This window comes from Bacillus cereus group sp. MG9 (assembly GCF_040459995.1).
Classification (GTDB): domain Bacteria; phylum Bacillota; class Bacilli; order Bacillales; family Bacillaceae_G; genus Bacillus_A; species Bacillus_A mycoides.
In genome coordinates, this window is record NZ_JARVHC010000001.1 from 5,053,318 (window position 1) to 5,068,182 (window position 14,865).

Sequence of the window (14,865 nt, forward strand, 5' to 3'; positions counted from 1 at the left end):
AGAGTCTACTCTTGATTTCCTAACTCAATCGCACTCATTAATCGTTCAGAGAACTGTTGTGCCGCATTGACTCCCATACGTTTTAATCTGAAGTTCATCGCTGCTACTTCAATAATAACAGCCAAGTTTCGACCAGGACGAACTGGAAGTGTAATCTTCGTAAGTTCTGTATCAATAATCTTCATCTTCTCTTCATCAAGACCTAAGCGATCATAATTTTTCTTTTGATCCCAAATTTCAAGATTAATAACAAGTGTAATACGTTTATAATTTCGTACTGCCCCTGCACCGAATAACGTCATTACGTTAATGATACCTAGACCACGAATTTCTAATAAGTGCTCAATTAAATCAGGTGAGCTCCCTACTAATGTATCTTCATCTTCTTGACGAATTTCTACGCTATCATCCGCAACAAGGCGGTGACCACGCTTTACAAGTTCAAGCGCTGTCTCACTTTTCCCGACACCACTTTGACCTGTAATTAAAACACCAACACCATAAATATCTACTAACACACCATGAACAGCTGTTGTTGGCGCTAACTTACCTTCTAAATAGTTTGTTAAACGACTTGATAATCTCGTTGTCGTTTGAGCAGAACGTAATAAAGGCACGCCTGATTCACGTGATGCTTGTAATAACTCATCCGGTACATCTTGATTACGAGTTACAATAATACAAGGCGTCTCCTCAGTACAAAGCGCTTTCATTCTCTCTTGCTTTTGCTCTGTCGTTAACGTATCAAAGAACGTAAGCTCCGTTTTTCCAAGAAGCTGCACGCGATCAGCTGGATAATATGTAAAAAACCCTGCCATTTCAATTCCAGGTCGCGATAAATCACTCGTATCAATCGGACGATGAATCCCTTCTTCACCACTTACTAACTCCAATTGAAATTGTTCAATTAAATCTTTTGTCCTTACTTTCGGCATATGTATAAACCTCCACTCCGCTGCGGGTTCAGTCTCATTTGATGTAAAATTCCATTCTATCGGATATTGTACCATTTTTTTCTGGAAACAAGAAACTCGGTTTCTAATAAATAGAAAAAAACATTTCATATGAATCATGAAATGTTTTTCTTTTTGTCATTTTCTCTTTTTTTCATGTAATGGTTCAACAATTACTTTTTCAATTATCATATTAAAAATAGAAATACAAATTGCCGCAACAATCGCTACACCAAATCCAGATATATTAAAGGCGTCCCCTAATAACGAATCCGTCATCTTTAACGTAATCGCATTAATAACAATTAAGAAGAAACCGAAAGTTACAAGAGTAATCGGTAGCGTAATTAAAATTAAAAGCGGCTTTACAAATACGTTTAAAATCGCCAATATAATACTCGCAATAATTGCAGTTTGTATATTTGCTATGTAAAATGCGTCTGGTGCAACCCCTTTTAAAAGTCCGGATACAGCGATTAACACAACGCTATTTACAAGAAGTGATACAATCCATCTCATTTCCTTACACATCCTTTTAACATATATATTTCATCATACGCTAATAGCTAATAAACGCAAGTAACATGCAAACACTTATACCAATTTATTCTATTCTTTATACTTGTATACCTACTAACATTCTTGCCAGTTTCCCTTAGTGAAATAAAAACCGAGTGCAATTCCCACTCGGTTTTTATTAACAACTTATTGTGATAACTCTACTTCTTTTATTTTCTCTTTCATTCTTGCTTTATCACGATCTAAAATCTCTTTTAAATACTTACCTGTATAAGAGCGCTCTTCTTTCACTACTTGCTCTGGCGTTCCGGAAGCAACAATTTGTCCGCCTTTGTCTCCGCCTTCTGGTCCAAGGTCAATAATATAATCAGCTGTTTTAATAACATCTAAATTATGCTCAATTACAAGTACCGTCTCACCACTCTCAACAAGACGTTGCAACACTTCTAGAAGGCGTGCAATATCATGTGCATGTAAGCCAGTCGTTGGCTCATCTAAAATGTATAACGTACGCCCTGTAGAACGACGATGTAATTCAGAAGCTAATTTCACACGCTGCGCCTCACCACCTGATAACGTCGTAGCTGGTTGTCCTAATTTCATATAACCAAGCCCTACATCTACAAGCGTTTGAAGTTTACGCTTAATTTTCGGGATATTAGCAAAGAACTCTACCCCATCTTCAATTGTCATCCCTAACACTTCAGAAATATTCTTATCTTTATATTTCACTTCTAACGTTTCACGGTTGTAACGTTTACCGTGACAAACTTCACACGGAACATACACGTCTGGTAAGAAATGCATTTCGATTTTAATAATTCCATCACCACGGCACGCTTCACAACGGCCGCCTTTTACGTTAAAGCTGAAACGTCCTTTTTGATACCCACGTACTTTCGCTTCATTCGTGTGCGCAAATACATCACGAATATCATCAAATACGCCAGTGTATGTCGCCGGATTTGAACGTGGTGTACGCCCGATTGGTGATTGATCAATATCAATCACTTTATCTAACTGCTCAAGACCTTTAATTTCTTTATGAGCCCCTGGCTTCGCTTTCGCCTTATATAGCTTTTGAGCTAATGTTTTGTATAGTACTTCATTAATTATCGTACTTTTTCCAGAGCCAGATACGCCTGTTACTGCTACAAATGTTCCTAGAGGGAATGACATTTTCGCATTCTTTAAGTTATTTTCTTTCGCACCGACAATCTCCACTTTACGTCCGTCACCTTTACGTCTTTCAAGTGGTACCGGAATAAACTCTTTACCGCTTAAATATTTCCCAGTTAATGAATTCTCGTCTTGCATAACTTCAGCTGGTGTACCTGCTGATACAACTTGACCACCATGAATACCTGCACCAGGTCCGATATCAAGTAAATAATCAGCAGCCATCATCGTATCTTCATCATGCTCAACAACAATTAACGTATTTCCTAAATCACGCATTTCCTGCAATGTACGAATAAGACGATCATTATCACGCTGATGCAAACCAATAGAAGGCTCATCAAGAATGTAAAGTACGCCAGTAAGGCGAGAACCAATTTGTGTCGCTAAACGAATACGCTGCGCCTCACCACCTGATAAAGTTCCTGCAGCACGACTTAACGTTAAATAATCTAAACCGACGTTCACTAAGAACCCAACACGTTCCTGAATTTCTCTTAAAATTAAATGAGCAATTTTTTGTTGTTTCTCAGTTAGCTCAACAGTTGAGAAGAACTCCTGTACTTCTTGAACAGAATATTTCGTTACATCGGCAATCGTTTTTTCACCAACGAAAACAGCTAAACTCTCAGGCTTTAAGCGTCCACCTTTACACTTCGGACAAGCTTGCTCTGCCATATATTTCTCCATCTGCTCACGAATATAATCAGAACTCGTCTCACGATAACGACGCTCAATATTCGGAATAACACCTTCAAATAAAATCTCATTTTCCTTTACTTGACCAAATTCATTCACATAGCGGAAATAAAGCTTCTCTTCCCCGCTTCCGTACAGCACTTTATCAAATAAATCCTTCGGTATATCTTTCACCGGCATATCCATATCGATGCCGTAATGATTACACACAGATTTTAATAATTGCGGGTAATATTGTGAACTTGTCGGTTCCCAAGGAGCAATCGCATGTTCATTTAATGATACATCCCAGTTCGGAATAACAAGTTCTAAATCTACCTCTAACTTCGATCCAAGTCCATCACAAGAAGGACACGCGCCGAACGGACTATTAAACGAGAACATACGCGGCTCTAATTCTCCGATTGAAAAACCACAATGTGGACAAGCATGATGTTCACTAAATAGAAGTTCTTCCTCTCCCATTACATCGATTAAAACTCGGCCCCCGCCAAGCTTTAAAGCACTTTCTAGTGAATCTGCAAATCGGCTTGCAATTCCTTCTTTCACAACAATACGGTCAATAACAACTTCAATTGAATGCTTCTTATTTTTTTCTAAAGTAATCTCTTCCGATACATCCAGCATCTCTCCATCAACGCGCACACGAACATAACCTTGCTTCTTAATATCTTCTAATACTTTTGCATGCGCACCTTTACGCCCTGACACGATAGGCGCTAGCACTTGCAACTTCGTACGTTCAGGATATTCAAGAACACGGTCTACCATCTGTTCCACTGTTTGTGATGTAATTTCAATTCCATGATTCGGACAAATCGGCGTACCAATTCGTGCAAATAATAAACGTAAATAATCATAAATCTCCGTTACCGTTCCAACCGTTGAACGAGGATTACGACTCGTCGTTTTTTGATCAATTGAAATCGCTGGAGATAAACCTTCAATCATATCAACATCCGGCTTATCCATTTGCCCTAAAAACTGGCGCGCATACGCAGATAAAGATTCCACGTATCTACGCTGCCCTTCTGCATAAATCGTATCGAATGCTAACGATGATTTCCCCGAACCAGACAATCCCGTCACAACAACAAGCTGATTTCTCGGAATGGTTACGTCAATATTTTTTAAATTATGCGCTCTAGCACCTTTTACAACAATAAAATCTTTACTCACTCTTTTCACCCTTCCGCTTTTAATTCTAATAGTAAATCTCTTAATTCAGCTGCACGCTCGAAATCTAATGCCTTTGCTGCTTCTTTCATCTCTGCTTCCATCTTCGCAATTGTATTTTCACGTTCTTTTTTCGTCATCTTCTTAGCTGGTGTTGCTTCATATATTTCCGTATCCTCAGCTGCTGTTGTCGCACGAATAACGTCACGTACTCCTTTTTGAATCGTTTTCGGCGTAATACCATGCTTTTCATTGTAAGCTTCTTGTATACTACGACGACGCTGTGTTTCTTCAATTGCAATTCCCATTGATCTCGTTATGCGATCTGCGTACATAATAACGCGGCCGTTTGCATTACGCGCCGCACGACCAATTGTTTGAATTAATGAACGCTCTGAACGTAGGAACCCTTCCTTATCTGCATCTAAAATAGCTACAAGTGATACTTCTGGAATATCTAACCCTTCTCGTAATAAGTTAATACCGACAAGTACATCAAACTTACCAAGGCGAAGATCACGGATAATTTCAATACGCTCTAATGTTTTAATTTCAGAGTGAAGATAATTCACTTTAATTCCTACATCTTTTAAATAGTCCGTTAAATCCTCTGACATTTTCTTCGTTAAAGTCGTAATTAATACACGTTCATTTTTCGCAATCCGGTCATGGATTTCTCCTAATAAATCATCTATTTGTCCTTCAATTGGTCGTATATCAATTGGTGGATCTAAAAGCCCTGTTGGACGAATAATTTGTTCTATTGCTTTCGGTGACTGCTCTAACTCGTACGGTCCTGGCGTTGCCGAAACGTAAATAACTTGATTCGTTTTCTCTTCAAACTCATCAAACGTGAGCGGTCTATTATCTAAAGCTGATGGCAGACGGAATCCATGATCAACAAGCACTTGCTTACGTGCTTGGTCCCCGTTATACATCGCTCTTACTTGCGGAACCGATACGTGCGACTCATCCATAACGATTAAGAAATCCTCTGGAAAATAATCTAAAAGCGTATACGGCGTTGAGCCTGCTGGACGAAGTGTTAAATGACGGGAATAGTTTTCAATCCCTGAACAAAAGCCCATCTCGCGCATCATTTCTAAATCATAACGCGTTCGCTGTTCTATGCGCTGCGCCTCTAACAACTTACCGTTATCATTTAATTCTTTTAAACGCTCTTCTAATTCTTTTTCGATATTTTCAATAGCAACCTTCAGCTTTTCTTCACGTGTAACGAAGTGAGATGCCGGGAAGATTGCTACATGATCACGTTCTGCTAATACTTCACCCGTTAATGCATTTACTTCTCGAATACGATCTATTTCATCCCCAAAAAATTCAATTCGAATACAATGCTCATCAAGTGATGCGGGGAAGATTTCAACTACATCTCCGCGCACACGGAATGTACCACGCTTAAAATCAATATCATTACGTCCATACTGTACATCAACAAGTTCACGAAGCAATTGATTGCGGTCCTTTTCCATACCAACTCGAAGCGAAACAACTAACTCGCGGTATTCTTCCGGAGAACCTAAACCGTATATGCACGAAACACTCGCAACGATAATAACATCATCTCGTTCAAATAAGGAAGACGTTGCCGAGTGGCGTAATTTATCAATTTCATCGTTAATTTGCGCATCTTTTTCAATAAACGTATCCGTATGTGGTACGTACGCTTCCGGCTGATAATAATCGTAATAACTAACAAAATACTCCACAGAATTGTTAGGAAAGAAATCTTTCAGCTCACTATATAACTGTCCTGCTAACGTTTTATTATGAGCCATTACAAGTGTTGGCTTCTGCACTTCTTTAATGACATTTGAAATTGTAAATGTCTTACCCGTTCCTGTCGCTCCAAGCAACACTTGCTTTTTCTTTCCACTATTAATTCCCTCTACAAGCTTCTCTATCGCTCCCGGCTGATCACCTTGCGGGGAATACTCTGAGATAATTTCAAATGGATGTTCCAACTAAAAACCGACCTCCTCATAAAAATCTGTATTATTATTTTACCACGAATGCCCATAAAAAACCTAAAAAAACGAACAGATATTCGGTAAAATTTTCGACAAGATATACATAAAAAAAGAAGGAATAAATACTTCCTTCCTTTACTAACTCTATTTTTCAAGTACATATAATAAGTCATATCCATTGCGCCCATTTTCATTCGTACAATCTATTAACCTATATACCGTTTCTGATTCACGTTGCTCTTTAACAATCCTTTTACAACTATCTTTATGTAACCCTTTATGGTCACCAGCAAATTGATCTTGTCTATTATCTAACACATAAAGTATATCTTTCTCACTATGCTCTAACGTTTGAAAAACAGGATCACCTTCATGTGTATACTGTACAATTCTTATTTTATCAACTTTCCCTTGTTCCACATTCCAAATGAACTTCTCGAATTTATCTAGATTAGAAATTTCTGCCCCCTTTGCAACGACATCATTCTTCTTATCAATTGCACTGTTAGGTTGTGAACATGCTACTAAACTAAAGAGAAATAAGCATATAAAACCTGTTCTTTTCCCTATTGTTATCCTCTCCTATACAAACTATTGGTATACTAGAAAAAAGCTACTTTCCTCTATGAAAGTAGCTTCTTGTTTCCTTTCTCCTTCTTCGGAAAAATCACATATGAAAATGAAATCGCAGTATCCACTAAAAGAATAATAGCCCATACTTGGCTTACACGGCTTGCTGTTTTATTTAAAACGATTCCTGACTCTAACCAATTCCCCCACTGTTCTACTGGAATAAGCCCATACATGAAGAAAAAGAATATATGAACCGCAATAAACAAAATAAGATGTAAAATCCAATTTTTTATTTCCTGCTTCGCATGCGCCATCCCTGTTACTTCAAGTGGTTCTTCGATAATAGGCGCCGGTTCATTCCGCCACTTCGCAACTAATTTTTGTGCATATATGTCTAATTTCTTCAAATCCTTTTTCCCATAAAAAACTGCATATAATAAAATGATTACCGTAATGATTTGAAAATTAGAGAACTTCCCTGTTTGATAATAGTCCAATACCCCTAAAGTTAAAATAAACACTTCATTTATGAGTAGCACAATCCCCATAATAAAGCTCGCCTTTTTCAAGCGAAATCCATACCTTAGTAAAAAGAATCCGATAGCTGATAGCCAAAATACAATCTCTGCACCAATTAAAAAGTACCATCGATATTCTGCGAGTATACTCATTTATCCCTCTCCCTTTCATCATATATACGAAAAGCCTCATCCATATATACTAGAAGCTCTTCCTCAATTGGATACATACTCATTTTCTGTGAATCTTCTTTTGACTTTCTTACTTCCCACAGTTTATCTAAAAATGCTTCATCACCATTTGCCATCTCTAAACACTTCTGCATTAATTTCTTTGTTGCGCCTTGTACCTCATCACATGATGCTTCCTTACCGTCTTTCATAAAGTTACGTAGTTGCTTCAATAAATTTACCCATTCTAAAACATTCGGATCTTCTTCACTCATGTTCGGCAAATTATGAAGCAACTTTTGTTCTCCCTTAGAAAAAACTTCATTTTGAAACATCTCACGTATTCGCGGAGACTGTTTCGAAAGCTGAATGAGTTCAAACATAACTTTCCAATCCAGTTCTCCCTCCACATCTACTGAATAAACAACTGCCTGTAAAATACGTTCCATTCGATTAAATTTTTTCTGTTCTTCCTGTACAAATCTAAGTTGCTTTTCAAGCGATACTTTTAAATTGAGCTCATCCGTTATTAACATATTCATAATCTCTTTTAATGAAAAACCCATTTCTTTTAAAAATAAAATTTGCTGCAAACGAACAACATCTCTCTCGCTATATAACCGATGTCCTCCATCAGTTTTCCCACTCGGCTTTAATAAATCAATTTGATCATAATAACGTAACGTCCTTACTGTAACCCCTGTTTCCCTCGTTAGTTCTTGAATTGAAATCAACTCCATCACCTCTTCTCCTTCATTATAAAAGGTGACGTAACGTAACTTTCAAGTAGTTTGTAAAAAAAATACAAAAAGCTATTTATACCTTTTGTATAAACAGCTTTTATGGAAATAACCCCTTTTGTATAGCACGCCCACAAAATAAAATAATTGCCCCTACAACAACACTTGTTGCTGTTTTATGATAATGCGCTAAAATTAATAAATAGTATGATAAACCTACAGCACCAATCATAATACATGCACTTGGCACTGGATTACGAGAGAAGTTTTGTATTCCCCAAAACAAAGCAAAAATAGCCGTAGCGACACATAATACCGGTAATCCCATCCCAGTTCCCCTTTTTCTATCTATTCCTTGTTGCTAACACACTCGTCGATGCCATACTTATTAATAAACCAAAAATAGCAATATATAATAACTCATTTACATGTACTACTTGCCTATCTAAATACTTATTTACACAAAGTTACATAATGAACAAAAAAACGCAGCTTGTAATACAAATCGTAAAATATGACTTCATCTTATTCACAACTCGCTCATCAATCGACGGTACTCCCTCTTCTTTCAAACGCTTTTGTTCTCTATATTCCGAAATACCATATAAAATGACTAGTGCTACATTCGATATAAAAATAGTTCCCCACGAAATACGTGAACTACCCCCACTTAGTATCTCTTACGAGCTTACCCCTAAGTGGGGGCTTCTCGGTTCATCGCTACTTTTGATAGCTAACGAATTTGTCCTAGGACACCCGAGCTAACTCCCTTGTTCCAAAGGTTATTTTGTTACTATTTATGCCAACGCTAATAAGCGTATGGATTCCTTTTTGATATTGATCGCTGCGTTATAGTCACGATTGATTGTGAGTCCACACGAACACACATACATGCGCTCACATAATGGCATTTCTTTTTTGTTGCCACAACGACTACACATCTTTGTAGAAGGAAACCATTTATCTATTTTTACAAGCTGATTTCCTTGTTCTTGTAGCTTATATGCTAAAAATGTCGTAAACATCCTCCAACCGTTGTCCGCTACACTTTTACCAAAGCGAAGCGCTTGTGACATTCCTTTCATATGTAAGTCTTCGATTGCTACAACGTCAAAATTCGTAGCTAATTCTTTAGACTTGTGATGAAGGAAATTTTTACGTTGATTGGCGACCTTTTCATGCAATTTCGCTACACGAATGCGCTGTTTATTCCAGCGCTCTGAACCTTTTACACGTCTGGCTAATACTCGTTGTGCCTTCGCTAATTTGTCTAACATCTGGCGATAAAAGCGAGGATAATTGGCTTTCTCATCTTCGCTACTCACGTACAATTCAGCCATTGCGAAGTCTAATCCAACTATACTTTGTACTTCTTTTTGTACAATCTCTTTTTCATATTCAGTCAAGATGGACACATAGTATTTACCAGTAGGTGTCATCGAAATCGTACACGATTTGATGATATGATTTGGCGGTATCTCCCTATGTTGCTTCAGTTTCACCATTTTCAATTTTGGTAATTTGATATAACCATGAAATAACATAATATTTCCGTTTACTCGATTCGTTGTATAGGATTTTCTACTTTTTTTACTTTTGAATGTAGGGAAATCATTTTGACCACTAAAAAAATTCTTATACGCAGCTTGCAAGTTTAATTGCGCGTTGGCCAATGCCAATGAATCAACTTCTTTCAACCATTCATACTGCGCCTTGTATTTCGCAGGAGTAGGAAATTTTTTCTTCTTCAGTTCTTCCTTATTCGCTTTGTGTTTTTCATATACTTCTTTTCGTTCAGCCAACATTTTATTATATACAAAGCGTACACACCCGAACGTTTTACGTATGAGATGTGCTTGTTCTTCTGTTGGATACAGACGAAATTTGTACGCCTTATTCTGCTTTGTCATATCCATTCACCTCAGTTTTCGCTTCATTTCCCATAAGCTATGACGGTGATCACACAACCTGAACATTACAAGATTATTATCTACTTTCATTGTTATACCAAACTTTACCTCTTATAAGACTGATTATATCAGAGGCAAAATAAAGAAGAAAACCAATTTTCTGACTACCGCAAACTGAAATTCATCTCCCACCTGCCGCTAGACTATCGTCTTTCACACGCTTGAGGAAGGAGACTTCTTTCGGATAATACGTTAAAGCAAGACCCGCTAAAAACAAACTTCCTATGAACCGTATAACATCTTACTTACTCATACATGATCAGCCTCTTGTTGATTTCTATACTTCCACTTCGGCCAATAGTTCACAAGAAAATACACCCACTGCCCTAGTACAAATAAAACAAACGGCATACCAGCATTTCCATCAACAATTAAATTATATAAACTCCATATCGCTAAACTAATCGTAAAAAATAACCCTACATATTTAAACGCTTTATCTGACTGGAATCTCTCAAACTCATCTTGCATTTTTCATTCCTCCTATCTCTATGCTCGTTTCCCTATCATGACTCCTATGATGAGACTACCCGCAAATAAGGAACTACATATCCTAAATATTTCTTGCACTGGTATAACAGCTCTGCCCATTGCTTTACTCGCAACAATATAAACAATAAGCAATAGAAACGCGAATACAAATGAGACATTTACATATTTTTTATATTTTCATTTACTCGCTCATCTATATCTGGAAGTTCTTCTTTTTTGTACTTACGCTTTTTGTAATAGGCATACACTATCAAAAATACAATTGCTAAAACGTTACTCACTACGAGCGGTAAAATTGGTATAGCCGGATTCATAATATGAACTACAATGTCTCCCAAAAACAATCCAATAGTCGCACCAATCAATAACTTTTTAGTATCTTCCATTTTTTCTCCCCTTACTCTAGCGTAAATATTTCCTCCACCTTCACCCCAAAATATTTGGCGATTTTTAGGGATAACTCTAGACTCGGGTTATAATGATGGTTTTCAATCGCCACAATCGTCTGCCGTGTCACCTGCATCGCCTTTGCCATTTCAACTTGCGTTATATGATGTTGCTTTCTTAACTCTTTTATTTTATTTTTCACACCCATAGGCTCCACCTTCGAAAGTAAAGATATCTTTACTTTAATTATAAATATTTTCCAGTTGTAAGTAAAGATATCTTTACAAATTTTAGTAAAACATTTCACTGAACATCTTCTCTAACCAAGTACAAGAGTAATTCAATTTATATCAGCGATTTTTTAAATATATCGACATCCGTAGCACTATAATCATAAGAAAAAAGCTGTCCCAAAATATCTTTTGGAACAGCTTCTTCGTCCTACTACATAAATCCTAAAGCATACACAAGAACATACCCAAGAACAGATAAGCAAACCGAGCCAATCAATCCTGCCATGAATGCCCTACTTCCTAATTTACGGAACGTTTTAAACTCTACATTTAAGCCTAGCCCTGCCATCGCCATTGCAATAAGCATGTACGCAATTACTACAATATATCCGGCAACAACTTCTGGGATAATCCCAATCGAATGCACCGCACTCATTGCTAAAAATCCGAAGATGAACCAAGGAATCGGAAGGTCGCGCCACGATCTTTTTTCCTTGCTGTCCTCACTCTTACCAAACCATAATCCAATTAAAATCGCTACTGGCACAAGCATCGCAACGCGCGTTAATTTCACAATAACTGCGATGTCTACAGCCGTGCTACCTCCTGGCGCCGCCGCAGCGATAACGTGAGCAATTTCGTGCAGCGTCGCCCCTGAGAACACCCCGTAACCGTAGGGTGAGAAGCCAAGCACTGGGTATAATAGCGTATAAATAAGTGTAAATATTGTACCTAAAATTGCAATAATTGCTGCCCCAACTGCCGTTTCCTCATCTTTCGCTTTCACTTGCGGTGCAATTGCCACGACCGCAGCCGCACCGCAAATTGCAGTCCCGCATGCTGTTAAAATTCCAAGTTTCTGTTCTACTTTAAATACTTTCGTTAGTCCATATACAACGAAAATTGTAAATGTAATAACAACCGCTGCGATGACCAATACTTTCGGCCCCGCCTTCGCAATATCTACAAGATTTAACCGCATTCCAAGTAAAATGATCCCAAAGCGTAGCAACTTCTTACTCGCAAAGTTCGTTCCCACTATCGCTTCTTTAGGAATCCCGATTGCCGCGCGCCAAACCATCCCGATTAGAATAGCGATTACTAATTGTCCCATAATATTTAAAAATGGAAGCTCTGCTAAATATTTCGCGGCGATTGCGATTAATAACGTAATCCCAATACCTTGCGAAAATCCAAAGCCCTTCTTCTTTTGTATAACAAGTGTTTGTTCCACTTTGTACCACCCCAATAATCGTATTGGAACATGCATGTTCTTTCTAGTTACATTATAAGAGAGTTTTAATAATAAGTTTAATATCAATATTGAATCCCTATCATCAGAAATACTTATGATAAAATAAAAGCAAAAATAAAGGGGCCTAACAAATGAACGTCGACATTTTAAAGATCTTTGTTACTGTCGTTGAACAAAAACATTTTTCGCGTGCTGCGGAACTATTAAACCTTTCACAACCTGGCGTTAGTATGCACATTCGCAACTTGGAAAATGAATTTGGGACTACACTTATTCAGCGCTCCCCAAAGCACGTCCAAGTTACGGAAGCTGGAAACATATTATACATACACGCAAAGCAGATGCTCTCACTTTATGAAGATGCAAAACAGGAAATTAATGCGCTGCATAACGTCGTAACAGGAACACTTCGCATCGGCGCTAGCTTTACAATTGGCGAATACTTACTTCCAAAAATACTTGCGCGCTTTGCCAATGAAAATGCACACGTCGAAGTTCATACATTTATCTCCAATACGGAAGAAGTTTTGCAAAGCCTCCGCTCTAATCAAATTGATATCGGCTTAGTGGAAGGCCAAGTCGTGTACGCTGACGTAGATGTTGAAACTTTTATGCAAGATGAAATGAAACTCGTCGTCCCGCCAAACCACCCATTGCTCCATATCAAGGGGATTAACGAAAATGCATTGCAAGACCAAGTCTGGGTATTAAGGGAGAGCGGCTCTGGCACACGTGCCTATAGCGATCGATTTATACACCAACATCATTTAAAAATGAAACGCTTCTTTACATTTAGCAGTATTCAAAGCGTGAAGGAAGCCGTTGCAGCCGGTCTTGGCATCGCCATCCTTTCAGATTGGACTGTTCGAAAAGAACTATTAGCAAAAGAACTATTCCACATCCCTGTTCCGAACGAAGAGCTAATCCGTCCATTCTCCATCGTGCGCGGCAAATATTTTATCCCGTCTAAAGCTATTCAAGTCTTTTTAAAACACGTAGATTCTTTTGCGAAAAAACAGAGTTGACCTTCACATCAGTGTGAAGGTTTACAATACATGTAAAAGGAGTGAAACGCATTGCGAATTGGAGAGTTATCAAAAGAAACTGGGGTTAGCGAAAGGGCACTAAGACATTATGAAGAAAAGGGATTACTCCCTTCGAAACGCCTAGCAAATGGCTACCGTGATTTTGATGAAAGTGCAATCGAAAAAGTAGAGCTGATTCAAATGTACTTGCAAATCGGCTTAAATTTAGAAGAAACAGAACGAATGCTACGTTGCCTCGAAATCGAGCCACATCTCTACGAAAATCCGTGTAGTAGTATCCTTGCACTTTACGAAGACAAACTTGATGAGGTAACGAAGCAAATCACATTACTTTCCAACATTCAAACGAATTTGCAAAAACACGTTTCACTCCTAAAACAAGCAAAAGAAAAGGGATGATTACATGTTTGTTATACATGGCAGTTCAAGACAAAACGGAAATACGGAAGCTTTAACACATATGGTGATTGATGGGATTGAAACAGAACAAATCTACTTGCGTGATCATATCGTCCACCCAATCATAGATCACCGCCATGATGTAGAAGGATTTCAACCTGTAAATGATGACTACGAGCAGTTAATCGAGCGCATGCTAGAGCACGACACGATTATCTTCGCTACACCGCTATACTGGTACGGAATGAGCGGCCACATGAAGAACTTCGTTGATCGCTGGTCACAAAGCTTGCGTAATAAATCTCTTCATTTCAAAGAAAAAATGAAAGGCAAAAAAATGTACGTTGTCATCGTTGGCGGAGACAGTCCAAAACTGAAAGCATTGCCACTTATCGCCCAGTTTCAATATATCTTTGATTTTGTTGGTTCATCATTTGAAGGGTATATTATTGGGGATGCGAATGGACTAGATGAAATCAAGAACGATGCTGAGGCGCTGGCAAAAGCACAATTGTATAATAATAAATTCAAAAATAGCACACAGAAATAAGTTTGACAAATCCA

Annotated in this window: 15 protein-coding genes and 2 pseudogenes; 3 read left to right on the forward strand and 14 right to left on the reverse strand. The window is 38.0% G+C overall.

Annotated elements, in window-relative coordinates:
• Nucleotides 1–5 precede the first annotated feature (5 nt).
• The 14 genes and pseudogenes from hprK to QCI77_RS26215 all read right to left on the reverse strand — a co-directional run bounded on the left by hprK (nt 6) and on the right by QCI77_RS26215 (nt 12,835).
• On the reverse strand, nt 6–935 hold the full coding sequence (gene hprK / locus QCI77_RS26150) for an HPr(Ser) kinase/phosphatase (RefSeq protein ID WP_002016091.1): 930 nt from the start codon (nt 933–935) through the stop codon (nt 6–8).
• A gap of 156 nt (nt 936–1,091) precedes the next feature.
• Entirely contained in the window at nt 1,092–1,472 is a 381-nt protein-coding gene (locus QCI77_RS26155) for a phage holin family protein (protein ID WP_002089574.1), read from the reverse strand.
• Nucleotides 1,473–1,658: 186 nt separating this feature from the next.
• The gene (gene uvrA, locus QCI77_RS26160) at nt 1,659–4,529 is read right to left on the reverse strand and encodes an excinuclease ABC subunit UvrA (RefSeq protein ID WP_353825658.1); all 2,871 of its coding nucleotides are present in this window, start codon (nt 4,527–4,529) and stop codon (nt 1,659–1,661) included.
• Nucleotides 4,530–4,534: 5 nt separating this feature from the next.
• The gene (gene uvrB / locus QCI77_RS26165; protein ID WP_002016097.1) at nt 4,535–6,511 is read right to left on the reverse strand and encodes an excinuclease ABC subunit B; all 1,977 of its coding nucleotides are present in this window, start codon (nt 6,509–6,511) and stop codon (nt 4,535–4,537) included.
• Nucleotides 6,512–6,661: 150 nt separating this feature from the next.
• Nucleotides 6,662–7,093 carry a DUF4362 domain-containing protein gene (locus QCI77_RS26170; RefSeq protein WP_199693002.1) on the reverse strand — a complete coding sequence of 144 codons (432 nt, stop codon included), beginning with the start codon at nt 7,091–7,093 and terminating at the stop codon, nt 6,662–6,664.
• A 47-nt stretch (nt 7,094–7,140) separates the two neighbouring features.
• Nucleotides 7,141–7,761, reverse strand: a complete 621-nt coding sequence (locus tag QCI77_RS26175; protein WP_193652136.1) for a hypothetical protein — start codon at nt 7,759–7,761, stop codon at nt 7,141–7,143.
• Nucleotides 7,758–8,519: a MerR family transcriptional regulator gene (locus QCI77_RS26180; RefSeq protein WP_353825659.1), complete on the reverse strand. Its 762-nt coding sequence runs from the start codon at nt 8,517–8,519 to the stop codon at nt 7,758–7,760. The genes QCI77_RS26175 and QCI77_RS26180 overlap by 4 nt, the downstream gene beginning before the upstream one ends.
• A gap of 100 nt (nt 8,520–8,619) precedes the next feature.
• Nucleotides 8,620–8,847, reverse strand: coding sequence for a hypothetical protein (locus QCI77_RS26185; protein ID WP_088033345.1), 228 nt, complete (start codon nt 8,845–8,847; stop codon nt 8,620–8,622).
• Between the two features lie 16 nt (nt 8,848–8,863).
• A pseudogene (locus QCI77_RS26190) lies at nt 8,864–9,196 on the reverse strand (ATPase).
• 120 nt (nt 9,197–9,316) lie between these two features.
• On the reverse strand, nt 9,317–10,429 hold the full coding sequence (locus QCI77_RS26195) for an RNA-guided endonuclease TnpB family protein (protein WP_483298987.1): 1,113 nt from the start codon (nt 10,427–10,429) through the stop codon (nt 9,317–9,319).
• A gap of 309 nt (nt 10,430–10,738) precedes the next feature.
• Nucleotides 10,739–10,960 carry a hypothetical protein gene (locus QCI77_RS26200; protein WP_078184823.1) on the reverse strand — a complete coding sequence of 74 codons (222 nt, stop codon included), beginning with the start codon at nt 10,958–10,960 and terminating at the stop codon, nt 10,739–10,741.
• 18 nt (nt 10,961–10,978) lie between these two features.
• Nucleotides 10,979–11,367: pseudogene (locus tag QCI77_RS26205) on the reverse strand (hypothetical protein).
• Nucleotides 11,368–11,378: 11 nt separating this feature from the next.
• Entirely contained in the window at nt 11,379–11,576 is a 198-nt protein-coding gene (locus tag QCI77_RS26210; RefSeq protein ID WP_000538359.1) for a helix-turn-helix transcriptional regulator, read from the reverse strand.
• A 236-nt stretch (nt 11,577–11,812) separates the two neighbouring features.
• Nucleotides 11,813–12,835: a YeiH family protein gene (locus tag QCI77_RS26215; RefSeq protein ID WP_353825660.1), complete on the reverse strand. Its 1,023-nt coding sequence runs from the start codon at nt 12,833–12,835 to the stop codon at nt 11,813–11,815.
• A gap of 152 nt (nt 12,836–12,987) precedes the next feature.
• Here QCI77_RS26215 and QCI77_RS26220 point away from each other — a divergent pair, with 152 nt between their 5' ends.
• Genes QCI77_RS26220 through QCI77_RS26230 form a run of 3 tightly spaced genes read left to right on the forward strand, consistent with a single transcriptional unit; the run spans nt 12,988 to nt 14,851 of the window.
• On the forward strand, nt 12,988–13,881 hold the full coding sequence (locus tag QCI77_RS26220; RefSeq protein ID WP_002034705.1) for a LysR family transcriptional regulator: 894 nt from the start codon (nt 12,988–12,990) through the stop codon (nt 13,879–13,881).
• A 51-nt stretch (nt 13,882–13,932) separates the two neighbouring features.
• Nucleotides 13,933–14,301 carry a MerR family transcriptional regulator gene (locus QCI77_RS26225; protein WP_002016114.1) on the forward strand — a complete coding sequence of 123 codons (369 nt, stop codon included), beginning with the start codon at nt 13,933–13,935 and terminating at the stop codon, nt 14,299–14,301.
• Nucleotides 14,302–14,305: 4 nt separating this feature from the next.
• Nucleotides 14,306–14,851, forward strand: coding sequence for a flavodoxin family protein (locus QCI77_RS26230; RefSeq protein WP_353825661.1), 546 nt, complete (start codon nt 14,306–14,308; stop codon nt 14,849–14,851).
• Nucleotides 14,852–14,865: the final 14 nt, after the last annotated feature.

Coding starts and splice junctions, on each gene's coding strand:
- QCI77_RS26155 (WP_002089574.1), bottom strand. CDS start 1,472: ATGAGATGGATTGTATCACTTCTTGTAAATAGCGTTGTGTTAATCGCT.
- QCI77_RS26200 (WP_078184823.1), bottom strand. CDS start 10,960: ATGCAAGATGAGTTTGAGAGATTCCAGTCAGATAAAGCGTTTAAATAT.
- QCI77_RS26180 (WP_353825659.1), bottom strand. CDS start 8,519: ATGGAGTTGATTTCAATTCAAGAACTAACGAGGGAAACAGGGGTTACA.
- QCI77_RS26175 (WP_193652136.1), bottom strand. CDS start 7,761: ATGAGTATACTCGCAGAATATCGATGGTACTTTTTAATTGGTGCAGAG.
- hprK (WP_002016091.1), bottom strand. CDS start 935: ATGCCGAAAGTAAGGACAAAAGATTTAATTGAACAATTTCAATTGGAG.
- QCI77_RS26210 (WP_000538359.1), bottom strand. CDS start 11,576: ATGGGTGTGAAAAATAAAATAAAAGAGTTAAGAAAGCAACATCATATA.
- QCI77_RS26185 (WP_088033345.1), bottom strand. CDS start 8,847: ATGGGATTACCGGTATTATGTGTCGCTACGGCTATTTTTGCTTTGTTT.
- QCI77_RS26195 (WP_483298987.1), bottom strand. CDS start 10,429: ATGACAAAGCAGAATAAGGCGTACAAATTTCGTCTGTATCCAACAGAA.
- QCI77_RS26220 (WP_002034705.1), top strand. CDS start 12,988: ATGAACGTCGACATTTTAAAGATCTTTGTTACTGTCGTTGAACAAAAA.
- QCI77_RS26230 (WP_353825661.1), top strand. CDS start 14,306: ATGTTTGTTATACATGGCAGTTCAAGACAAAACGGAAATACGGAAGCT.